This window comes from Serratia rhizosphaerae (assembly GCF_009817885.1).
In the GTDB taxonomy this organism is placed as follows: domain Bacteria; phylum Pseudomonadota; class Gammaproteobacteria; order Enterobacterales; family Enterobacteriaceae; genus Serratia_B; species Serratia_B rhizosphaerae.
Genome location: NZ_CP041764.1, coordinates 756,636 through 777,251, shown reverse-complemented (window position 1 = coordinate 777,251; position 20,616 = coordinate 756,636). Strand labels below are relative to the sequence as shown.

Genomic DNA, 20,616 nt, shown 5'->3' with positions numbered 1-20,616 from the left:
CAAGTTACGCCAACGGAGGGCGGACAATAAGCGATGGCGGTTGTGTGGCGGCTCAGCGTGCGGGAAGGGGAAAACGGGGGCGAATGCCGCCCCCAGGGGGATAAGCGTTATTTCAGGGATTGTTGTTCATGGGCCTGCTGCTCCAGGCGCACTTCCGCTGCGCGTTTACGCAGGCCGAACCAGCCGAGCAGCAGCAGGATGGCCAGCAGCGGAATGGTGGCGACGGTCCAGGTGCCGTTCGGGTAATCGAACGCCATCATTACCACCACCACCGCCAAAAACAGCAGCGTCAGCCAGGAGGTGAACGGCGCGCCCGGCATTTTGAAGCTGACCGGTTTGGCTTTGCCCTCTTTGATGGCTTTACGCAGGCGCAGCTGGCAGACGATGATAAACACCCAGGAGGTGATAATGCCCAGCGAGGCGATGTTCAGCACGATTTCAAACACCTGCGACGGTACCAGATAGTTGAGGATCACGCCGATCACGTAAATGCCGCAGGTCACCAGAATGCCGGCGTACGGCACCTGCTGGCTGCTCATTTTAGCCATAAACTTCGGCGCGGAACCGCCCATCGACAGCGAGCGCAGAATACGGCCGGTTGAGTACAGGCCGGAGTTCAGGCTGGACAGCGCGGCGGTCAGCACCACGATATTCATGATGGTGCCGACGTAAGGCACGCCGAGCTTGCTGAAGAAGGTGACGAACGGGCTCTGGCCGGCCTGATAGGCGTTCCACGGCAGCAGCAGCACCAGCAGCACCACGGAGCCGACATAGAACAGGGCGATACGCCAGATCACGCTGTTTATCGCCTTCGGCAGCATTTTTTCCGGGTCTTTGCATTCGCCGGCGGCGGTGCCGATCAGCTCAATGCCGGCGAAGGCGAAGATGACCCCCTGCACCAGCACCAGCGCCGGCAGCAGGCCGTGCGGGAACAGGCCGCCGTTATCGGAAATCAGGTGCAGGCCGGTGGTGTTGCCGTCAACCGGCTTGTCCAGGCCGAGGAACACCACGCCGACGATCAGGAACAGCGCAATGGCCGCCACCTTGATCAGCGCAAACCAGAACTCCATTTCGGCGAACCATTTTACGCCGATCATATTCATGGTGGCGACGATGCCGAGCGCGCCGAGGGCGAACAGCCACTGCGGCACGTCGGCGAAGGTGCCCCAGTAGTGCATATACAGCGCGACGGCGGTGATATCGACGATGCCGGTCATCGCCCAGTTGAGGAAATACATCCAGCCGGCGACGTAAGAGGCCTTTTCGCCGAGGAACTCACGCGCATAGGAGACAAAACTGCCGCTGGAGGGGCGGTGCAGCACCAGCTCGCCCAGCGCGCGCAGAATAAAGAACGAGAAGATGCCGCAGGTTAGATACACCAGCGCCAGTGCCGGACCGGCCAGTTCCAGGCGTCCGCCGGTGCCGAGGAATAAACCGGTGCCGATGGAGCCGCCGATGGCGATCATCTGGATTTGCCGGTTGCCCATGCTTTTGTGATAACCGGATTCATGGGAGTCCAACCAACGTCTTCTGGCCGCGTGTTTATCATGCGCGGATTTTGTGTGTGATTTCATTATCCGTCCTGTTTCCTGTCTATTGTTGAGCGCGCTCAACAGCTAAGCAAACGATTGCGGTCGCAACCGCTATAAGAATGAAGTCATGGCATCACTCTCGTTGTTTATTATTTGTGCACAAACCATTAAATAACGGCGGAGCATGCTACCTTTTCTGCTTAAACGAGGCAAAAAATAAGAGAGTTAAATCGTTATTAAGTGTGTTTATTTTTTAATCTTCCTGTAAATATTATTACATATCAAAGTGATAAATAAATTCGTTGGATATTAACAGAAAAAGTAGAACTGTGATTAGCTTCTCACTATTAGCCCGTAATCTTAGTGAGGTAATATATTTATCCCTCTCCAGAAGGCCTGCGGGAAATATATTTGTCGGATTCTTCCCGGTGTAGCGCGATAATGATATTGCGTTGTCCGTTAAATCACACCGGGCGACTGACCCGCGGTGGAAAGCGCGGGCCTTTACGTCCGGTGGACAAAACCGCCTGCTTTATCGCGCGGCAGTGTGCGACGCTCACCGCTTCTTGGCCACCCTCAAAATTTGCACTACTTTATCGCCTGCCATTATTTTGTGTGGAAAATAGCGTTAATTTATTGAATTTATAGAGAATTACTGCACTGGTCAACAGGTCGGATCTCTCATACAATGGTCGGGTAGCACCACACAGCAAAAAGATATTTATAACGATAAAATCGATCGTAGAGGACATATTATGGGCGACCAATCACCTATCACGCTTGATAAGTTGATGTGCTTTGCCGTGTATTCGACCAATCTGGCGTTGAACCGCGTGTATCAGCCACTGCTGGATGAGATGGGCCTGACCTATCCGCAATATCTGGTATTGATTTTACTACTGGAACAGGACGGGCTGACCGTCGGCGAGATTAGCGAACGGCTGTTTATTGACGCCAGCACCACCACGCCGTTGCTGAAACGGCTGGAAAGCCACGGCTATGTGGTACGGGTGCGCAGCAGTGAGGATCAGCGGCAGGTGCACGTGCGGGTAACGCCGCAGGCGCGGCAGCTGCGTGAGGGCATCGACAGCCTCTATCCACAGTTGCTGTGTTCGGCCGGGCTGGATGAAACACGGCTGCGCGGACTGAAGCAGGAGCTGGAAGCGGTGCGCAGTGCGCTGACGGCGCGCTGAGCTATCCGGGCCGTTACGCCAGCGCGTAACGGCTGACCGGTCAGTCGGATTCTTCTGCCGGCAGCGCCGAGGCCGGCAGGCCGAACAGTTTATCGAACGCCCAGTTATAGACGAAGGTGTAGCACGGAATAATGACGATCAGCGCCATATCCAGCAGCAGCGCCTGCGTCAGCGAAATCCCCATCCACCAGGCAATCAGCGGAATCAGGTACACCACCAGCGTCAGCTGAAAACCAACGGCGTGCAGAATGCGCCGTTTCACCGTTCGGGTGCGCGACGCCTGGCGGCTCTCCCACCATTCAAACAGGCAGTTATAGATAAAATTCCAGCTGACCGCGATGGTGGTGATGATCACTGCCAGCGGCCCGGTGCTGCTGGGGGCGCTGCCGGACAGCAGCGCTAATCCGAGCGCGGAAATCGTCATGCCGATAATTTCATAGGCGGTGACATAAACCAGTTTGCGTTTGACGCCTTGCATGTTGCCTCTCTCATTGATTGTTCTGACCGGGGTGACGCCCGGCGTATCGGCGGCTAAGATAACGTCAACCTTATTGATAGAAAAAGTCAGGAGCTGTCAGTTTTTCTGACAGGTAGCGGGTATGAATTTCACCAGCGACAATATTGAGCTGTTCTTGGCGGTACTGGAGCGCGGTTCGTTTTCCGCCGCCGCGCGCGCGCTGCGGCGCGTGCCTTCGGCGGTCAGCATGGGGATCGCCAATATGGAGGCTGAACTGGGCTTTCAACTGTTCGATCGCTCACACCGCGAGCCGACGCCGACCGCCATGGCGCTGGCACTGGCGCCGCATGCGCGCCTGATCGCCGATCAGTTGAAACAGCTGCAGATCCACGCCATTGAACTGTCTCAGGGGCTGGAGAGCACGCTGTCGATCGGCGTGGCGTCGGACATCAATACGGAAAAGCTGCTGGCGGCGGTGAAAACCTTGTCCGAACGTTATCCGCTGTTGAATATCGAGTTGCTGAGCGCGCCGCAGGACGAGGCGCTGCATCTGCTGCATCAGGGCAGGGTGAGCGTTTGTCTGGCGTTTGGCGGGCTGAACGTCAATATCAAGGAGCAGTTCCATTTTGTCGGCAGCGAGTCGCTGATCGCCACGCTGTCGTCGCGGCATGCGGCGTTGGCGCAGGGCGACGAGCGGCTGTTTCTGGAGGATCTGGTCAACGTGCGTCAGATCGTGGTCGCCAGCCGGGATCTGCCGATGGCCGATCTGCGGCCGCGGGTGGCGGAAACCTATTGGCGCACCGACAGCCTGCAAACGGCGCTGAACATGGTGGAGGCCGGACTGGGGTGGGGCAATTTCCCGCAGTCGCTGATTGCGCCGCTGCTGGCGCAGGGGCGGCTGACGCGGCTGACGTTTAAAAACACCAAAAATGAGCTGCGCCTGCCGATGCACCTGATCTGGCTGAAGAATCAGCCGCTGCAAAAAGCCGCGCGCGAACTGGTGGCGCTGATGCAGGCGCCATAGACGCCGGAATCACTGCTCTGTGCGCCGATGCCACCAGCGGCGCGCCAGCCACAGCGCGGCGGCAACGGCGGCCAGCAGCAGCACGACGAACAGCTTATTATGGAAGCCGTTAATCACGCGCTCCAGCGCCTGACCGCCGAAATACCCCAGCAGCACGAAGATCGCTGACCACAGCAGCGCGCCGAGAATATTCAGCGGCACAAAGCGCGAAGGCGGCAGCCGGCTGGCGCCGATCAGCACCGGGCCGATAATCCGGAAGCCGTACATAAAGCGTACGCCAATCACAAACAGCATCGGATGACGGGCAATCAGCCGTTTGGCGCGGTTGATGCGCTGACGCTGGCTTTTCAGCCGTGCGATCGCCCGGCCGCCGAAGCGGCGGCCGGCAAAATACAGCAGTTGATCCCCCAGCGTGCCGCCGAGCGCCACCACTGCCATTACCCAAGGTAGGTGCAGCAGCCCTTCGTGCGCCGCGATGCCGCCGAGAAGGGTGATGGTTTCCCCTTCAGCCAGACAGCCGATAAACAGCGCCCAGTAACCATAATCCGTAATATAGTGGGCCAAATCGGTCATGGTGATTCCTTATCTTATGACTATCACAGGCTAAGTATACTCGCCCTGGCCGAGGCTGTACGGCAGGGGCGCTCACCCAAGGAGCAAACAATGTATCAGGATTTTGACCGCGAACTGGCATGGGCGATGCGCCATATGCCGCGTACCCGTGCGGCGGTGGCGGCGCTGCCGGATCTGCAGGGCGTGCGGCTGGCGTGCAATATGCATCTGGATCTGAAAATGGCGCCGCTGGTGGCCGGCCTGCTGGAGAAAGGGGCGGAGATTTACCTGACCACCTGCAACCCGACCACGGTGCAGGATGACGTGGTGGCCTGGTTGACGCAGCGGGGCGCGCAGGCGCACGCCTGGCGCGGTATGTCCGACGCCGACTGGTCCGATTCTTTCGACCGTGCGCTGGCCTGGGAGCCGACGCACCTGTGTGAGATGGGCGCGGATCTGACCACACGGCTGCATCAGTCGTCCGGCGGGCCGCAGATTAAAGCCGGGCTGGAGGCAACCGGTTCGGGTATCAGCCGTCTGAACGGCGTGTCGCCGCGCTATCCGATTTTCAACTGGGACGATCTGCCGGTGAAAGAAGGGCTGCATAACCGGCATATGGTCGGCCTGACCGCCTGGCACACCTTTTTCCAGACTACCCACCTGACGCTGCATGAAAAACAGGTGCTGGTGATTGGCTACGGGCTGGTCGGACAGGGCGTGGCCGCGGCGGCCAGGGCCTATGGCGGGCAGGTGACGGTGGCGGAAGTGGATCCGGCGCGTGCGTTACAGGCGCGCTATGACGGCTGGACGGTGATGGATTTAGATCAGGCGGCGTCGCAGGCTGAGGTGATCGCCACCGCCACCGGGGCGAAAAACGTGTTGTCCGCCAGCCAGTTGGCGCAGCTCAGGGACGGTGCGTTTATTCTCAACGTCGGCCATGTGGCGGAAGAGATTGACGTCGCCTTCCTGCAGCGCCTGCCGCATCAGGAACCGATGCCGTTTGTCGACGCTTATCGGCTGGGGGACAAAACGCTCTATCTGCTGGCGAACGGCTCGATGTTTAACCTGACGGCCGGCTACGGCGACAGCCTCAACGCCTTTGACGTCACGCTGGCGGTGATGGCGGCCGGCATCGGCCATATTGTCGGCGACGGCGCGGCACAGCCGGCGGGGCTGTATCTGCTGCCGCAGTCGGCCTGGCAGCCGGCGCTGTAAAGCGGCCAGACCGCGGGCGTGAGCGCCGCAGCGCCCGTGGTTTAAGCCGTGTGATCCCGACAGAATTTGTCACAAATGGGCGTTAATAATCACGGTGCCAACTCCATACGCCTCCCTTATACTTTCCTGCAGTTTTTTCTCATCATCCCTAAATTCAGCAACAGAGTAATACATGTGAAAATCCGAGTTTTGGTTCTGACTTTGCTGGCCCTGCAGGCCGGCGCGGGACTGGCGCCGCAGGCGCTGGCCAGCGAAAACACCGCCTCGCTGCATGCGACGCAGCCTGAACTGGCTTCCGGCAGCGCCATGGTGGTGGATATGCAAAATCATAAAGTGCTTTACGCCCGTAACCCGGATGAAGTGGTGCCGATCGCCTCGATCACCAAACTGATGACGGCGATGGTGACGCTGGATGCGCACCTGCCGCTCGACGAAATGCTGAAGGTGGATATCCATCAGACGCCGGAAATGAAGGGCGTCTATTCGCGGGTGCGGCTGAACAGCGAGGTCAGCCGTAAAGAGATGCTGCTGCTGGCGCTGATGTCGTCGGAAAACCGCGCCGCCGCCAGCCTGGCGCACCACTATCCGGGCGGCTACAACGCCTTTATCAAGGCGATGAACGCCAAGGCCAAAGCGCTGGGCATGACGCATACCCGCTATGTGGAACCTACCGGGCTGTCGATTCATAACGTCTCCACCGCCCGCGACCTGACCAAGCTGCTGCTGGCCACCAAGCGCTACCCGCTGATCGGTCAGTTGAGCACCACCGCCGAGAGCACGGCGACCTTCAAGGATCCGAGCTACAGTCTGCCGTTCCGCAATACCAACCATCTGGTTTATAACAAGAAGTGGAATATTCAGCTGACCAAGACCGGCTTTACCAATCAGGCCGGGCACTGCCTGGCGATGCGCACCATGATCGGCAACCGTTCGGTATCGCTGGTGGTGCTGGACGCCTTCGGCAAATACACCCACTTCGCCGACGCCAGCCGGCTGCGCACCTGGATTGAGACCGGCAAAGTAGTGCCGGTGCCCGCCGCCGCCCGCGACTACCGCCGGCAGAAAGACGCCCGCCTGGCGAATAACGACGCCGAATAACCCGCCCGCCCGTCGCTGCGGCGGCGGGCGCAATGCTTTACCTTTCCGTACACGGCATCGACTTATCGGCTATTATCTGTAAGTCATCACTCCCATTAATGATTCAGCGGTATTGCTGACGGGGAGCGGGCGCGTATTTTTTCGTAGCAGAAGGATAACTCACATTGGCTGGAAGTAGCTTACTGACCCTGATTGATGACATCGCCTCGTTATTGGACGATGTCTCGCTGATGAGCAAAATGGCGGCGAAAAAGACCGCCGGGGTATTGGGGGACGACCTGGCGCTGAACGCGCAGCAGGTCACCGGCGTTAAGGCCGACCGGGAACTGCCGGTGGTGTGGAACGTGGCGAAAGGCTCGTTTATCAACAAGGCGATTCTGGTGCCGCTGGCGCTGCTGATTGGCACTTTTGCGCCCTGGGCGATCACGCCGCTGCTGATGATTGGCGGCGCCTACCTGTGCTATGAAGGCTTTGAGAAGGTATTTCACAGCCTGACGCATAAGCCGGAACAGGGGGAACAGCGTGAAGCGCTGAATCCGAACGAGGACGTAGCGGCTTATGAAAAGCGTAAGGTAAAGGGCGCGGTGCGCACCGACTTTGTGCTGTCCGCCGAGATTATCGCCATTACTCTGGGCACCGTGGCCGGAGCCAGCTTTACCCAGCAGCTGATCGTGCTGTGCGGCATCGCCATTGTGATGACCATCGGCGTGTACGGCATCGTTGCCGGCATCGTCAAACTGGACGACCTGGGGCTGTATTTAAGCCGTAAAAGCAGCGCGCTGGCGCGCAGCATCGGCAGCGGCATTGTCAGCGCCGCGCCGTTCCTGATGAAAACGCTGTCGATCGTAGGCACCATCGCCATGTTTATGGTGGGGGGCGGCATTCTGACCCACGGCCTGCCGGCGGTGCATCACCTGTTTGAAGACTGGGCGGCGCATATTGCGGTCGCACCGACGTTTGACCATATCCTGCAGGGCATCGTGCCTTCGCTGCTGAACGTGGCGTTCGGCTTTGTCGCCGGCGGCGTGGTGTTGCTGCTGGTATCGATGATCGGCGCGGTACGCGCGCGTTTTAAAGCCTGACCCGATCGGCGGGGCGCGTCCGCGCTCCGCCGCTTATATCCCCGCCGTGATGGCGCCCGTTACCCTTCGCCGAGATGTGACGCCGCGTTAACCCGCCGCTGCCACAGCGGGTTCAGCACGCCGGACGTCAGCAACACGCCGAGAATTACCCAGACCGCGCCGCCCAACTGCCAGCCGTTAGGCGCGTGTCCGGTCAGCGTGGATACCAGCAGGGTAAACACCGGCGCCAGATTAAAGAAAATCGCGGTGCGCACCGCGCCGACCTGTGCCAGACCGTTAAACCACAGCAGGTAGGCCAGCAGCGAGCCGCACAGCGCCAGATACAGCACCGCGGCGTGTACGCTCAGCGCGCTGCCGGTGATGTTGTGCCACGGCGTTTCGAAGTAAAAGGCGAGCGGCAGCAGCGCCAGCGTGCCGAACAGCATGGAGTAGCTGGTGGTTTCAACCGGCGTGGCGTTACGCACCCAGCGTCTGGTGCCGACCATATTCAGCGCCCAGGCGAGGCTGCCGAGCAAAATAATGCCGTCGCCGCGGCTGACGTTAAGCCGCAGCAGAATCTGTACATCGCCCTGGGTGATCACCAGAACCACGCCGGTCAGGCCGCACAGCAGCCCGGCGGCGCGTGGCCAGCTTAGTTTTTCATGCTCCCAGATCAGGCCGAACACCAGCGTCCACAGCGGCGTGGTGGCGAGGATCAGCGCGCCGTTGACCGGCGTGGTGGACTGCAGGCCGAAAAAGGTGCTCAGGTTAAACAGCGTAAAGCCCAGCAGCCCCAGCCCAAGATACGCTGGCCAGTTATTTTTCAGCGTGCTCAGCCGCAGCTGGCCGCGCAGGCCGAAGACGGTCAGCATCACCAGCGTGGCGATGGCAAAGCGCTCGAGCGAGGCGGTGATCGGCGGCTGGTGGGAGACGATATACGCGCCGGCATTGAAGTTGGTGCCCCAGAAGAAGGTGGCGATGATGATGCCCAGATAGGCTAGCGTCAGCGATTTGTTCATGACGGTTATTCCGTGGGTGATAAAAGATGGAAAACAGTTTGCGCTCGCTTTGCTTCAGGTAGAATTCGGTAAACACGCAAGGTTAAGGTGAAAAAATGCCCATGTTTAACTGGGAAGATTTGCATTACTTTTTAGCGTTTGCGGCGGAACGCTCGCTGTCCGGCGCCGCCCGCCGGCTGCAGGTCGATCATGCGACGGTAGCGCGGCGCATTGCCAGCCTGGAAGCAGCGTTGGCGCTGAAGCTGGTGGATCGCCGTCCGCGCAGCTATACGCTGACCGAAGACGGTAAGCGCATTGCCGCTCAGGGCGACGGCATGACGCTGGCGGCATTTGCCGTCGATCGCGCGGCGCACGGCGGCCGGCAGGGCATTGCCGGTACGGTAAACCTCAGTGTGCCGCCGGCGATGGCACAAGGGCTGATTGCACCGCGCCTGGGAGCGCTGCGGCGGCAGTATCCGGCGCTGCGCCTTAACCTGCTGGCCGCCACCGCCCATGCCTCGCTGCTGCGCGGTGAAGCGGATATCGCCGTCCGGCTGAGCCGCGCCAGCGAAAGTGAGGTGGTGGCGCGTAAAATCGGCACGGTGGAGTTTGGTCTGTATGCGGCGGCGGACTATTTGGCGGACACGCCCGAGGACGAGCGTGGCTTTATCGGTTATCACCAGGAGATGGCGTCGTCAATGCAGCAGCAGTGGCTGCTGGAGCAGGCCGGCGCACGGCCGCTGGTGATGTGCAGCAATGATTTGCTGGTGCAGGCCGCGGCGGCGCGCGGCGGCGCCGGGGTGGCGCTGCTGCCGCATTTTCTGGCTCAGCAGGACGGCGGGCTGCAACGGCTGTCGTCGCAGCAGGCGCTGACGCGCGAAATCTGGCTGACGGTGCACGATGATATGCGCCACACGCCGGCGATTGCCGCGGTCATGGCATTTCTGCTTGAGTGCTACGCTAACGTGGCGGGCGTCACCCGGCTGGTGGATATTGCCGGGTAACGGGATGCGCATTGCCTAACGATCGCGCATCAGATTGGCGACCGCCTCGCGCAGATAGTCCAGCAGCGGCGGCGTCAGCCAGGTGCCTTCGCTCAGCGTCGGCTCCTGCTCCATGGCCTGGCGGATTTTCATCTGCGTCGCCGGGTTGCCGGCGGTGTCGCGCTCCAGGGCCAGCATCCAGCGGCGTGCCATTTGCCATCAGCTCACATATCTGCTGCACCATGGTCGCCCACTCTTGCTGGCGTTGCGTACCGGCCTGATAAAACGGCAGCTGCGCCAGTTCGCCGACTTTCAATAACATAGAGTGCTCCTCCCTTGTGCGAGCAGAGAGACTAAAGCCTGACGCGGCGTGAGGGTCAAGCGGGAAGATGTGTTTTTTTACGGGAAATATTATGAGGAGGCTGCGCTGGCGCGGCCTGTCCTGCAGGAGCGTTACCAGCCTTTGACGGCGCCGCCGTTAAAGATCTTTTCCGCCGCCGCTGCGACTTCATCAGACTGATACGCCTTGAGGAACTCCTGCACCTTCGGCGCATCCTTGTTGTCTTCGCGCGCCACAACGATATTCACGTACGGCGAATCCTTGTCTTCAATAAAGATGCTGTCTTTGGTGGGGGTCAGCCCGGTCTGGTTGATGTAGGTGGTGCTGATAATCGCCACGTCGACGCTCGGGTCGTCCAGCACCTGAGGCAGCTGCGCGCCTTCCAGCTCGATAATGCGGTAGTTGTGCGGGTTGGCGCTGATATCCAGCGCGGTGGGCAGCAGGCCTTTACCGGGTTTTAACGCGATCAGCCCGGTTTTCTGCATCAGCAGCAGCGCGCGCCCGAGGTTGGTCGGGTCGTTGGGAATGGCGATCACCGCGCCGTCCCGCAGCTGATTGACCGATTTAACCTTTTTCGAGTAGCCGGCAATCGGGAAGACAAAGGTGTTGCCGACTGCCGTCAGATGATAGCCGCGGTCTTTGTTCTGCTGCGCCAGAAACGGACGGTGCTGGAAGACGTTGGCGTCCAGCTCGCCCTTATCGGTGGCGTCGTTGGGCAGCAGGGCGCCGCTGAAGCCGAACAGCTCGACCTCCAGGCCATATTTTTCCTTGGCGACCTGCTTCGCCACCTCCGCCACGTCCTGCTCGGCACCGTTAATCACGCCGACCTTGATATGGTGGCGATCGTCTTGCCGATCGCAGCCTGCTAACAGCAGCGAGGCCGTCATGGCCGCCGCCAATATGGCGCAACGCCGGTAAATTGCCATCGAACACTCCCTGAAACAACAATAAAATCAGTCAGTTTTAGCAACCAGATAAACGCAGACGCCGCAGGAAGTCAAACCCGGCGTTAGCACAAGGAATGATAAAATATAACCGTTTAGCGCGGACGTAGAACCACAATGCCCGGCGCGCTGCTGATGTAGTCGATAAACGGTGAATCCACCACTTTACGGTTTTCCTTACGCGACGAGGCGTTGCGTAAAACCGGCCCGGCCGGCGTCATGATATAGATGCCGACGTGGGTGACATCCAGCCCCTCCAGATTGGTGTAGATGCCGATGTAATCGCCGGTGCGCAGCCGGCTGAGCAGCCGGGCATCGACATATTCGCTGGGAATATAGCTGATGCGGCGCGTGGCGTTCGGCAGCCCCGGCAGATACTGGCCGCCGTCGGCATTGCGGTTCAGCACTTTGCTCAGCGTGATGGCGTGCGGGCTGAGGTCGGTGGTGATGTCATCGGCGCGGACGGCTGGCTGATAGGCCCAGTCGCTGAAAAAGTGTTTGCGGGTCAGAAAGCCGATCTCGCCGTTGCGGTAGCGGGTGGCGATCAGCTGCCGCACAAACTGCGCCTGGTCATCGGCATGGCGCAGCGCCTCGACATAGTCCAGATAGGTAAAGCAGTCCAGTCCGCGAAAATCAATCACCAGCCGTTCCGGCGTAGCGGCGTCGCCGATCAGCCTATCGGCGACGTAAGGCACGTCGAGAAACTGGCGGGACAGCCGTTCAATGACGGCGCCGTCGTCCAGCGCCGGCATTGATTTACGCTGCGCCAGCAGGCGCTGCAGCCGGGCTGAGGTGATATCGTCAATGTTCACTTGGGTTTCCGCGGGTTGTGCAGGATGCGGCGAAGACGCGCCGCCGTCCGGCGTGCCGGCACAGCCGGCCAATACGACCATTAACAACCATGGAGCGACCTTGCTCATTTCCCCCTCCGTTGGCGGCGTGGTTGATTGAGAGAAGCATCGTTTTCACGTTAGCGGACATAAACTAAACCGCAGTGAAACCGTACACCTGTTGTGCCCGCTTAATAACCGACCTCGTTATTGAACGGCAGATACCAGAATAGCGCGATTTCATGGTCGGCAATATCCGGCTGGCCGCGGTACAACAGATGGTCGATGCCGCCGAGGGTAAAGCCGTAGCGCTGATAGCAGCGGCAGGCGGCCAGATTGTTGTTCTGGGTTTCCAGCATCAGCCCGGCGGTATCGCGTTCGCGCGCCCACTGCTGCGCGGCGTCCAGCAGCGCGCTGCCGATGCCGTTGCGCCGTGCGCTGCGGCTGACCGCCACCTCTTCAATCAGGGTGTAGTCGTTCCAGTTTTTACTCAGCGTGATATGGCCGACCGCCACGCCGTCGCGCAACGCCAGAAAGGTGTCACCTTCGTCGTTGATAAAGGGCGCCAGCGGGTAGTGTTTACGATACGGCGCCACCGGCTGGGTAGGCCAGCGTTCGACCGGCGTGCCAAAGGCCGGCTGTGCATAGCATTCGACGTAAAAGGTGAAATCGTTATTTTCCAGATAGCCGGCGGGCAGGTCGGTGATGCGTTCAATCCGGACTGCATTCATCAGGGCAACTCCCTCAGTAGCCGGGCGGGGTTGCCGGCGTAAATGCCTTTGCGGGTGATATCGCGGGTCACCACGGCGCCGGCGCCGATGACCGCACCGTCGCAGATGCGCACCGGTAAAATGGTGGCGCCGGAACCGATTGAGACCCGGTTGCCGATGTGCGTATGGCCCCAGTTCGCCGGGTCGGCGTCAGGGGCGCCGCTCTGGAAGCGGTCATTGGCGAACATCACGCCGTGGCCGACAAAGCACTCCTCGCCCAGCGTCACATATTCACAGAGAAAACTGTGCGACTGGATCTTGCTGCGGGCGCCGACGGTGACGTTTTTTTGTATTTCGACAAAGGGGCCGACGAACACCTCGTCCCCCAGGGTGCAGCCGTACAGATTACAGGGTTCGACCACCAGGACGTTTTCACCGTAGGTGATATCCGCCAGGCCGCTCTGGCGGGTGCGAAGTTTTGCGGTCATGGGCGTGCTCCTTCCTTTCGGATTGATTATCGGCCGGTCACAGCGGGGCGGCACGATAACAGCTTGATTATAGAGTAAACCCTCTCCGCGCTCCGATGGCGAACGTTTTTTCACCCAAAGACTATAATAAATGGCAGGGGGAGAGCCCCGTGGCCGCAACCCTCATACGGACGCGCGGTTCGTCAGAGGAGTGTGATTCCCGCCGGGCGCGGCCGACGGCGAGATGAGGAGGTGTCTCATGATCAATCATGTTTGGGGGCTGTTGGCGCATCCCAGCACCGAGTTCAAAGAAATCAAGCGCGAGAACGAAAGCGTCTCGCATCTCTATACTCACCACGTTTTGCTGATGGCGCTGATCCCGGTGGTGTGCGCATTTATCGGCACCACGCAACTGGGCTGGCTGTCCGGCGAAGGGCACGCGATTCGGCTGGATATGGCGACCGCGCTGTATACCGCCGTGGCCTTCTACCTGCTGATGTTGGCGGGCGTTGCGGTGATGGGCAAAGTGATCCACTGGATGGCGCGGCGTTATGAAGCGCGGCCGAGTCTGCACCGCTGTATGGTGTTTGCCGGCTATGTCGCCACGCCGATGTTCCTCAGCGGCATTGTGGCGCTATATCCGGTGGTGTGGCTGTGCCTGTTCGTCGGGGTGGTTGGCCTGTGTTATTCCGGCTATCTGCTGTATCTCGGCATTCCGCACTTCCTGAATATCGACAGTCAGGAAGGGTTCCTGTTCTCCAGCTCCACCTTTGCCATCGGCATCCTGCTGCTTGAGCTGCTGCTGGGGTTGACGGTGCTGCTGTGGGGCTATGGCTCCTGGCTGTTCTGACGCCGCAACCGAGTGATAAACCCCCTTGCGCCGTCTGGCCAAGGGGGTTTTTTACGTATTACGCCTTGCGGAACACCAGCATCACGCCGAGCACGATGCCGGCCATGCCGAGCAGGCTCAGCGCCGCCAGCCGGTGGCCGAGCAGCAGATAATCCAGCAGGGCGGTAACCGCCGGGATCAGGTAAAACAGGCTGGTGACCTGCACCAGATTACCGCGCTGGATAAGCCGATAGAGCAGGAAGGTGGCCAGCACCGAGATCACCACCGCCATCCACAGCAGCGGCAGTATAAAGCCCGGCCGCCATTCGACATGCAACGGCGCGAACGGCATTGCCAGCGCGCATACCAGCAGCCCGACGGCGTACTGCAGCGGCAGCACCGCCAGCGGCGACTGCTGCATGCCTTTTTGCAGCAGGGTGCCGAGGGTCATGCAGCCGAGCGCGACAAAGGCGCAGGCGATGCCAAGCGGTGAAAAGTGCGCCACCTTGATGCTCTGATACACCACCAGCGTCAGGCCGCCCAGCGCCAGCAGCAGCCCCAGGCCGCGCAGCCCGCCGCAGCGCCGTTCGGTAACGAACTGGGTGATGATCGGCTGTACGCCGAGCAGCGTCGCCAGGACGCCGGGGGTGACGCCCCATTCCAGCGCCAGCAAATAGGCGGTTTGGTAGCAGCCGATCATCAGCAGACCGATCAGCGCCACGCGCCAGCGACTGCCGGCGTCGGGCAACAGACGTCGCTGCCACAGCCCGATCGCCGTCAACAGCGCCAGGGCGATGGCGCAGCGGAAGAATAAAAACACCAAGGCGGAGGCGTGCTCCAACCCCCAGCGGGAAAAAATAGCGCCGCTGCTCCACAGCAGCACAAACAGCGTCGCCATCGCGGCATTGGCTGATTGGGAAATAACTCGCATGTGATGTCACCTGTCGTGAACATTACCAACTCCGGCATACGCAACGGCCTGCGCCAACGCGCATGAATATTGTCCGGAGAATAAGATTGAGGGTGGTTTTAACGCACAACCACGGCGTGCGGCGGCGAAACCACGGTAGCGACGACGGCTACCACGACAGATGACAGGGCGGGAGGGGCGATGGCGGCACACGGCGCAACGGCGGCCGGAGCGGTCGCTGAAGTTGGGTCGGTGACGTGTGTGAAATCGCGCATTAAATGCCCTGATAATTGAACAAGCAGTCTGATGAAACTAATGTGTTCAGGCGGCTTTTGCAATCATAAATTATCCGGGATGTGGTAAATATCGCCATTTATTATACTGACCGTTGTGTTTATTATAATGACCGTCGGCGCGTTTTCCGCACTTATCACAGGAGCAAGTCATGTTTACAGGTCTGAGCGCTTTTCCGCTGACCCCGGTGACCCCTTCGGGGATCGACGAAAAAGGTTTTGTGAATATCCTGGCCCGGCTGACCGAGGCCGGGGTTGATTCGCTGGGCGTATTAGGTTCCACCGGCAGCTATGCCTATCTGACGCGTGAGCAGAAAAAACGCGTCACCGCGCTGGCGGCGCAGCACGCCGGCGGCATTCCGCTGATGGTTTGCATCGGCGCTTACGGCACGGAGCAGGTTCTGCAGCTGGCCGACGATGCGCAGACGGCGGGCGCCGATGCGCTGCTGCTGCCGGTGCTGTGCTACCAGTCGCTGACGGATGATGAAGTTTATGCGCTGTATGAAACCGTAACGCGCCATAGTTCCGTGCCGCTGTGCGTGTATAACAACCCGCGCACCACCCGCTTTGAGTTTTCCGATGCGCTACTGGTGCGTGTCGCCGCCCTGCCGGGCGTGCAGTCGGTGAAAATCCCCGGCGTGCAGGCGGAGCCGGTGCGAATGCAAAGCCTGCGGAAGATACTGCCGGCGGAGGTTGCCATTGGCGTCAGCGGCGATGAGTTTGCCGGGCAGGGGCTGAATGCCGGCTGCGAGGTGTGGTATTCGGTGTGTGGCGGCCTGTTCCCGAACAGCGCCAGACAGATTGTCGACGCCGCGCGGGCAGGGGACAGCGGGTGCGTTAGCGAGCAGGTCGCGCGGCTGGAACCGCTGTGGCAGCTGTTCCGCCGGCATGGCAGCATCCGCGTGATGGCCGCCGCCGCCGGTATTCTCGGGCTGAGCGACATCGACTGCCTGCCGCGTCCGCTGCAGCCCTTGCCGGCCGAAGCCTGCCGCGATATCGCCGCGGTAATGACGCAGTTGGAACTGCGCTAAGCGGCCTACGACTAACGACGATCGTCGCCCCAGTTTTTCAGCTTGCTGGTCTTGCCGAGGCCGGGGTTAAAGCTGTTGGTCGGGTCGGCCTGGCGGTAAAACGCCTGCAGATCGGGCTTCGCCTGATACAGGTGGCCGACGTTGTGTTCGGCGGGATATTCCGCGCCGCGCTGGTCCAGCAGCGCCAGCATCTGTTGTTTCAGCCGGTGGCAGTCGACGCCTTTTTTCACCACGTAGTCCTGATGGAACACGTGGCACATAAAATGGCCGTAGTAGAGTTTATGCACCAGCTGGCTGTCGATCTCCGGCGGTAGGGTTTCAAACCAGTCGGTGTCGTTACGGCGCAGGGCGATGTCCAGCGCCAGAATGTCCTCCACCTTGTCGGCGTGCACCGCGTGGTAGCGCACGGCGGCGCCGGCGGCGGCAAAGCGGTGCAGGAAGGCTTTTTTCCCTTCCTCTGCGCTGCAGACAAAGAAGTCGCCTTCCGCCTCGGTAAAGTATTGCTTCAGGTAGGCATGGGCCTCATCGGTGCCGTCGCCGGCCATCTTCAGCAGCAGGTGGTGCTCAAAACGTTCGCGGTATTCCTTGATGCGCTTGGGCAGATGGCTGGGGGCCAGATGGCTCAGCCCCTGCATCACCCGGTCGGTCAGGTTGTGCGGCAGCAGCGGCAGCTTGTTGAAGGTGGCGTCCATCTTGCCCTTCAGGGTGAAGAAACGCGGCATCTGATCGGTGCCGAGTTTGTCGATCATCAGGAAGGTGTCTTTGCCGTACACCTCGGCAATGTCGAAGATATCGCGGTGCATATACTCGCCGGCCACCGGCAGATTCTCAAACTGGCTCAGCATATGGCGGCGCAGCTCGGTCAGCACCGCGGTGTTGTTGGTGCCGATATAAAACACCTGTTCGCGGCTCTCTTTTTCAAAGGTATCGAGGCGCACGGCGAACACCGCCAGCTTGCCGGCACAGCCGGAGGCCTCATACAGCCGGCGCTTGTCGGCGTTGAAGCGGGAAGGAGTGTCGGCATCGACGTCGCGCACCCGCACGGCGTACTCATTGTCGGAGGCGCGCAGCTCGCCGTACTCAACGTCTTCCGGCCGGTAGTCGCCTTGTTGCAACCGGGTGAGGATCTCTTCCGGCGTGTCGCCCAGCTGAATGCCGAGATGGTTGACCAGCCGCAGCTGACCGTCGGCGTCCAGTTGGGCGTACAGCGCCAGTTCGGTATAGGCCGGGCCGCGCTTGACCAGCGAGCCGCCGGAGTTGTTGCACACGCCGCCGATCACCGACGCGCCGATACAGGAGGAGCCGATCACCGAATGCGGTTCGCGGTCGTAAGGCTTCAGGCACTTTTCCAGATGGTTCAGGGTGCTGCCGGGGAAGGCCACCACCTGCTTGCCCTGAGCGAGCACCTGAATATGGTCAAGGCGCAGCGTGCTGATAATCACCACATCGCGCCCGTAGTCGTTGCCGCTGGGGGTGGAGCCTTCGGTCAGGCCGGTGTTGGCGGCCTGCATAATCACCACCTTATCGGCATCGACGCACGCCTGCAGCACCTGCCACAGCTGCAGCAGACGGGTCGGGAACACCACCGCCAGCGCCTGGCCCTCGCCGGAGCGGAAACCCTTGCGGTAGCGCTCGGTGCTGCGCGCATCGGTCAGCAGCTGCGGGCCGCCGACGATCTGTTTCAACTGACTGATAAATGCCTGCTGGTCACTGCGGGCGCTGTGCGTCATGCCGATCTCCCTGTCAGATTAAGGTTGCCGCCGCCGGGACGGCAAACGGTGAAAAATCACCTTCCTTTATAGCACTCGAGATAACCGTTTTCGCGCTCTTCGTCGCGCAGCGTCAGAATTTCCACCCCGTCGCCGGTCACCGCCACGGTATGCTCCCACTGGGCGGACAGCTTTTTATCGCGGGTGACCACCGTCCAGCCGTCTTTTTTCTGCTTGATGCGCCGGTCGCCCTGGTTGATCATCGGCTCGATGGTAAACACCATGCCTTCCTGCAGCGTCATGCCGCTGCCCGGCTGGCCGAAGTGCAGCACCGCCGGCTCTTCATGCATATCGCGACCGATGCCGTGGCCGCAGTATTCGCGCACCACGCTGTAGCCGGCTTTTTCGGCATGCTGCTGGATGGCGTGGCCGATATCCCCCAGCGTCGCGCCCGGCTTCACCGTGCGGATGCCGGCCCACATGGATTCATAGACGTTATTCACCAGCCGTTTGGCCACCGGTGTGGTCTGGCCGATGCAGTACATCTTGCTGGAGTCGGCGATATAGCCGCCGTTTTCCAGCGTAATATCGACGTTGACGATCATGCCGCTGCGCAGGATTTTGCTGGCGGAGGGCACGCCGTGGCAGATCACGTCGTCAATCGAGGTGTTCAGCACGTAGGGAAAGTCATACTGTCCTTTGCTGGCCGGGCGTGATTGCAGTTCGTCGACGATAAAAGCCTCGGCGCGGTCATTGATCTCCATGGTGGAGATCCCCTCGCGGATCACGCCGTCGAGCATCGCGAACACTTTTGCCAGCAGCGAGCCGGCGTGGCGCATTTTGGCGATTTCATCCGGCGTTTTGATCACAATCTGTTTCACTCAACCATCTCCTTCAGCGTTAACGCATTCTCTTTCATCATTTTTTTTACCAGCTGCGGGTAGGTCAGTTCCGGGTGGAACTCCGCCAGCATGCCGATTTTGATCCAGTACTCGGCCTGCGCGTTAATGGAACGCGTCATGGTCAGGCTGGCGAGCCGCAGATCGTCGTGCAAGACGTCGGAGATTTTCACAATGCCCATCGTGCTGCTCCTTAGGTTAAAAACGATATGAAGTGTATATGCTTTATATACATTGCGTTTGGCGATCTGTGGCAGAGGCCGGCGGACGTTAATGCTCAGAATTTTCTGTTAAAGGGCGATTGCCGCGGCTGAACAATGCGTTTATTGTAATAATTGACTTGTTTGCATCACTTTTTCAGAAGGATTTCAGGCGTGACTAAACGACGTGTTGGCGTAATTTTTGGTGGTAAATCGGCGGAGCATGAGGTTTCGCTGCAGTCGGCAAAAAACATTGTCGATGCCATCGACAAAGAGAAGTTTGACGTCACGCTGCTGGGCATCGACAAGCAGGGGCAGTGGCATATTAATGATGCCTCCAACTACCTGCTGCATGCGGAAAACCCGGCGCTGATCGCCCTGAACCACTCCAACAAAAACGTGGCGCTGGTGCCGGGGCAGGAGAGCAGTCAACTGATTGAGGCTGACAGCGCCAACGTTATCGGCCAGCTCGACGTGGTGTTCCCGATCGTGCACGGCACGCTGGGGGAGGACGGTTCGCTGCAGGGGCTGCTGCGGATGGCGAATATCCCGTTTGTCGGCGCCGGCGTGCTGGGCTCGGCGGTCAGCATGGATAAGGACGTCACCAAACGCCTGTTGCGCGACGCCGGGTTGGAGGTGGCGCCGTTCGTTACCCTGACGCGCAGCAACCGTGCGCAGTACAGCTTTGAACAACTGAGCGAACAGCTGGGGTCGCCGCTGTTTATCAAGCCGGCCAACCAGGGCTCCTCCGTCGGCGTCAGCCGGGTCAGCGACCGCGCAGGCTATGAACAGGCGGTGGCGCTGGCGTTCAGCTTCGACCATAAGGTGCTGGTGGAGTCGGCGATCGTCGGCCGCGAGATTGAGTGCGCGGTGCTGGGCAACGACCAGCCGCAGGCCAGCCTGTGCGGTGAAATCGTGCTGAGCGACGAGTTCTACTCTTACGATACCAAATACATCAACGAACAGGGCGCGCAGGTGGTGGTGCCGGCGGCAATCTCCGAGCAGGCCAGCGACAAAATCCGTGAGGTGGCGCTGCGGGCGTTCCGCGCGCTGGACTGTCTGGGCATGGCGCGGGTCGACGTGTTCCTGACCGCCGATGAGCGGGTGGTGGTCAATGAGATCAACACGCTGCCCGGCTTCACCAATATCAGCATGTATCCGAAACTGTGGGCGGCCAGCGGCATGAGCTACAGCCAACTGATCACCACCTTGATCGAACTGGCGCTGGCTCGCCATCAGCAGGATCGCGCGCTGCACAGCTCGGTGTTCGAGCGCGACTAAACAGCTTGCTATCCGGGCGTCGCCTGCGGCGTCCGGTCATTTCTCGCCGCTATTTTTGAT

22 protein-coding genes are annotated in these 20,616 nt (G+C 60.3%); 9 read left to right on the top strand and 13 right to left on the bottom strand.

Features of this window, described 5'->3' with window-relative positions; translation table 11 throughout:
* Positions 1–107: 107 nt before the first annotated feature.
* Positions 108–1,574: an L-asparagine permease gene (gene ansP, locus FO014_RS03625; protein ID WP_111737548.1), complete on the bottom strand. Its 1,467-nt coding sequence runs from the start codon at positions 1,572–1,574 to the stop codon at positions 108–110.
* A gap of 713 nt (positions 1,575–2,287) precedes the next feature.
* Between ansP and FO014_RS03620 the strand changes: the two genes are divergently transcribed.
* Positions 2,288–2,725, top strand: coding sequence for a MarR family winged helix-turn-helix transcriptional regulator (locus FO014_RS03620; protein WP_105230214.1), 438 nt, complete (start codon positions 2,288–2,290; stop codon positions 2,723–2,725).
* Positions 2,726–2,765: 40 nt separating this feature from the next.
* Here the strand turns inward: FO014_RS03620 and FO014_RS03615 are convergent, their stop codons facing one another.
* Positions 2,766–3,203, bottom strand: coding sequence for a PACE efflux transporter (locus tag FO014_RS03615; protein ID WP_160027847.1), 438 nt, complete (start codon positions 3,201–3,203; stop codon positions 2,766–2,768).
* Positions 3,204–3,324: 121 nt separating this feature from the next.
* On the opposite strand from FO014_RS03615, the gene FO014_RS03610 reads away from it, so the two are divergent.
* A complete protein-coding gene (locus tag FO014_RS03610; RefSeq protein WP_160027845.1) occupies positions 3,325–4,206 on the top strand; it encodes a LysR family transcriptional regulator in 882 nt (293 codons plus the stop codon).
* Positions 4,207–4,215: 9 nt separating this feature from the next.
* On the opposite strand, the gene FO014_RS03605 is transcribed toward FO014_RS03610, so the two are convergent.
* Positions 4,216–4,779 (bottom strand): DedA family protein, encoded by a 564-nt coding sequence (locus FO014_RS03605; protein ID WP_160027843.1) that lies wholly within the window; start codon positions 4,777–4,779, stop codon positions 4,216–4,218.
* Between the two features lie 90 nt (positions 4,780–4,869).
* Between FO014_RS03605 and FO014_RS03600 the strand changes: the two genes are divergently transcribed.
* The 3 genes from FO014_RS03600 (at position 4,870) to FO014_RS03590 (ending at position 8,153) form a co-directional block, all read left to right on the top strand.
* Positions 4,870–5,973 carry an adenosylhomocysteinase gene (locus FO014_RS03600; RefSeq protein ID WP_160027841.1) on the top strand — a complete coding sequence of 368 codons (1,104 nt, stop codon included), beginning with the start codon at positions 4,870–4,872 and terminating at the stop codon, positions 5,971–5,973.
* Between the two features lie 228 nt (positions 5,974–6,201).
* Entirely contained in the window at positions 6,202–7,071 is an 870-nt protein-coding gene (gene pbpG / locus FO014_RS03595) for a D-alanyl-D-alanine endopeptidase (protein ID WP_425500827.1), read from the top strand.
* Between the two features lie 164 nt (positions 7,072–7,235).
* Positions 7,236–8,153 (top strand): DUF808 domain-containing protein, encoded by a 918-nt coding sequence (locus tag FO014_RS03590; protein ID WP_105230222.1) that lies wholly within the window; start codon positions 7,236–7,238, stop codon positions 8,151–8,153.
* 59 nt (positions 8,154–8,212) lie between these two features.
* On the opposite strand, the gene FO014_RS03585 is transcribed toward FO014_RS03590, so the two are convergent.
* Entirely contained in the window at positions 8,213–9,151 is a 939-nt protein-coding gene (locus FO014_RS03585) for a DMT family transporter (protein WP_160027839.1), read from the bottom strand.
* Between the two features lie 101 nt (positions 9,152–9,252).
* Between FO014_RS03585 and FO014_RS03580 the strand changes: the two genes are divergently transcribed.
* Complete coding sequence (locus tag FO014_RS03580) at positions 9,253–10,134, top strand: LysR family transcriptional regulator (RefSeq protein ID WP_160027837.1); 882 nt, start codon at positions 9,253–9,255, stop codon at positions 10,132–10,134.
* 15 nt (positions 10,135–10,149) lie between these two features.
* On the opposite strand, the gene FO014_RS03575 is transcribed toward FO014_RS03580, so the two are convergent.
* The 5 genes from FO014_RS03575 to FO014_RS03555 all read right to left on the bottom strand — a co-directional run bounded on the left by FO014_RS03575 (position 10,150) and on the right by FO014_RS03555 (position 13,425).
* Positions 10,150–10,326, bottom strand: coding sequence for a hypothetical protein (locus FO014_RS03575; protein ID WP_246168076.1), 177 nt, complete (start codon positions 10,324–10,326; stop codon positions 10,150–10,152).
* A 240-nt stretch (positions 10,327–10,566) separates the two neighbouring features.
* Complete coding sequence (locus FO014_RS03570) at positions 10,567–11,379, bottom strand: MetQ/NlpA family lipoprotein (RefSeq protein ID WP_160027835.1); 813 nt, start codon at positions 11,377–11,379, stop codon at positions 10,567–10,569.
* A 113-nt stretch (positions 11,380–11,492) separates the two neighbouring features.
* Positions 11,493–12,317 (bottom strand): DUF1460 domain-containing protein, encoded by an 825-nt coding sequence (locus FO014_RS03565; protein ID WP_160027833.1) that lies wholly within the window; start codon positions 12,315–12,317, stop codon positions 11,493–11,495.
* A gap of 101 nt (positions 12,318–12,418) precedes the next feature.
* On the bottom strand, positions 12,419–12,958 hold the full coding sequence (locus FO014_RS03560; RefSeq protein ID WP_105230226.1) for a GNAT family N-acetyltransferase: 540 nt from the start codon (positions 12,956–12,958) through the stop codon (positions 12,419–12,421).
* The gene (locus FO014_RS03555; RefSeq protein ID WP_105230227.1) at positions 12,958–13,425 is read right to left on the bottom strand and encodes an acyltransferase; all 468 of its coding nucleotides are present in this window, start codon (positions 13,423–13,425) and stop codon (positions 12,958–12,960) included. Before FO014_RS03555 ends, FO014_RS03560 begins: the two co-directional genes overlap by 1 nt.
* A 238-nt stretch (positions 13,426–13,663) precedes the next feature.
* On the opposite strand from FO014_RS03555, the gene FO014_RS03550 reads away from it, so the two are divergent.
* Positions 13,664–14,254: a Yip1 family protein gene (locus FO014_RS03550; protein WP_105230228.1), complete on the top strand. Its 591-nt coding sequence runs from the start codon at positions 13,664–13,666 to the stop codon at positions 14,252–14,254.
* A gap of 58 nt (positions 14,255–14,312) precedes the next feature.
* Here FO014_RS03550 and FO014_RS03545 read toward each other — a convergent pair whose 3' ends face one another.
* Positions 14,313–15,164: a DMT family transporter gene (locus FO014_RS03545; RefSeq protein WP_160027831.1), complete on the bottom strand. Its 852-nt coding sequence runs from the start codon at positions 15,162–15,164 to the stop codon at positions 14,313–14,315.
* A 424-nt stretch (positions 15,165–15,588) separates the two neighbouring features.
* Here FO014_RS03545 and FO014_RS03540 point away from each other — a divergent pair, with 424 nt between their 5' ends.
* Positions 15,589–16,467, top strand: coding sequence for a dihydrodipicolinate synthase family protein (locus FO014_RS03540; RefSeq protein WP_160027829.1), 879 nt, complete (start codon positions 15,589–15,591; stop codon positions 16,465–16,467).
* Positions 16,468–16,478: 11 nt separating this feature from the next.
* On the opposite strand, the gene dld is transcribed toward FO014_RS03540, so the two are convergent.
* Genes dld through FO014_RS03525 form a run of 3 tightly spaced genes read right to left on the bottom strand, consistent with a single transcriptional unit; the run spans position 16,479 to position 19,257 of the window.
* Entirely contained in the window at positions 16,479–18,197 is a 1,719-nt protein-coding gene (dld, locus tag FO014_RS03535; protein WP_160027827.1) for a D-lactate dehydrogenase, read from the bottom strand.
* A 56-nt stretch (positions 18,198–18,253) separates the two neighbouring features.
* The gene (gene map / locus FO014_RS03530) at positions 18,254–19,057 is read right to left on the bottom strand and encodes a type I methionyl aminopeptidase (protein ID WP_105230238.1); all 804 of its coding nucleotides are present in this window, start codon (positions 19,055–19,057) and stop codon (positions 18,254–18,256) included.
* Positions 19,054–19,257 (bottom strand): ParD-like family protein, encoded by a 204-nt coding sequence (locus FO014_RS03525; RefSeq protein ID WP_105230239.1) that lies wholly within the window; start codon positions 19,255–19,257, stop codon positions 19,054–19,056. The genes map and FO014_RS03525 overlap by 4 nt, the downstream gene beginning before the upstream one ends.
* A gap of 192 nt (positions 19,258–19,449) precedes the next feature.
* Here FO014_RS03525 and ddlA point away from each other — a divergent pair, with 192 nt between their 5' ends.
* A complete protein-coding gene (gene ddlA / locus FO014_RS03520; protein ID WP_160027825.1) occupies positions 19,450–20,556 on the top strand; it encodes a D-alanine--D-alanine ligase in 1,107 nt (368 codons plus the stop codon).
* Positions 20,557–20,616 lie beyond the last annotated feature (60 nt).

Excerpts from the sequence above, each read along its gene's own strand:
- FO014_RS03575 (WP_246168076.1), bottom strand. The coding sequence starts at position 10,326 with ATGGCACGCCGCTGGATGCTGGCCCTGGAGCGCGACACCGCCGGCAAC.
- FO014_RS03540 (WP_160027829.1), top strand. The coding sequence starts at position 15,589 with ATGTTTACAGGTCTGAGCGCTTTTCCGCTGACCCCGGTGACCCCTTCG.
- FO014_RS03600 (WP_160027841.1), top strand. The coding sequence starts at position 4,870 with ATGTATCAGGATTTTGACCGCGAACTGGCATGGGCGATGCGCCATATG.
- FO014_RS03620 (WP_105230214.1), top strand. The coding sequence starts at position 2,288 with ATGGGCGACCAATCACCTATCACGCTTGATAAGTTGATGTGCTTTGCC.
- FO014_RS03580 (WP_160027837.1), top strand. The coding sequence starts at position 9,253 with ATGTTTAACTGGGAAGATTTGCATTACTTTTTAGCGTTTGCGGCGGAA.
- FO014_RS03570 (WP_160027835.1), bottom strand. The coding sequence starts at position 11,379 with ATGGCAATTTACCGGCGTTGCGCCATATTGGCGGCGGCCATGACGGCC.
- FO014_RS03525 (WP_105230239.1), bottom strand. The coding sequence starts at position 19,257 with ATGGGCATTGTGAAAATCTCCGACGTCTTGCACGACGATCTGCGGCTC.
- dld (WP_160027827.1), bottom strand. The coding sequence starts at position 18,197 with ATGACGCACAGCGCCCGCAGTGACCAGCAGGCATTTATCAGTCAGTTG.
- FO014_RS03585 (WP_160027839.1), bottom strand. The coding sequence starts at position 9,151 with ATGAACAAATCGCTGACGCTAGCCTATCTGGGCATCATCATCGCCACC.
- FO014_RS03550 (WP_105230228.1), top strand. The coding sequence starts at position 13,664 with ATGATCAATCATGTTTGGGGGCTGTTGGCGCATCCCAGCACCGAGTTC.
- FO014_RS03565 (WP_160027833.1), bottom strand. The coding sequence starts at position 12,317 with ATGAGCAAGGTCGCTCCATGGTTGTTAATGGTCGTATTGGCCGGCTGT.
- FO014_RS03615 (WP_160027847.1), bottom strand. The coding sequence starts at position 3,203 with ATGCAAGGCGTCAAACGCAAACTGGTTTATGTCACCGCCTATGAAATT.
- FO014_RS03555 (WP_105230227.1), bottom strand. The coding sequence starts at position 13,425 with ATGACCGCAAAACTTCGCACCCGCCAGAGCGGCCTGGCGGATATCACC.
- FO014_RS03545 (WP_160027831.1), bottom strand. The coding sequence starts at position 15,164 with ATGCGAGTTATTTCCCAATCAGCCAATGCCGCGATGGCGACGCTGTTT.
- FO014_RS03610 (WP_160027845.1), top strand. The coding sequence starts at position 3,325 with ATGAATTTCACCAGCGACAATATTGAGCTGTTCTTGGCGGTACTGGAG.
- ansP (WP_111737548.1), bottom strand. The coding sequence starts at position 1,574 with ATGAAATCACACACAAAATCCGCGCATGATAAACACGCGGCCAGAAGA.
- FO014_RS03605 (WP_160027843.1), bottom strand. The coding sequence starts at position 4,779 with ATGACCGATTTGGCCCACTATATTACGGATTATGGTTACTGGGCGCTG.
- FO014_RS03560 (WP_105230226.1), bottom strand. The coding sequence starts at position 12,958 with ATGAATGCAGTCCGGATTGAACGCATCACCGACCTGCCCGCCGGCTAT.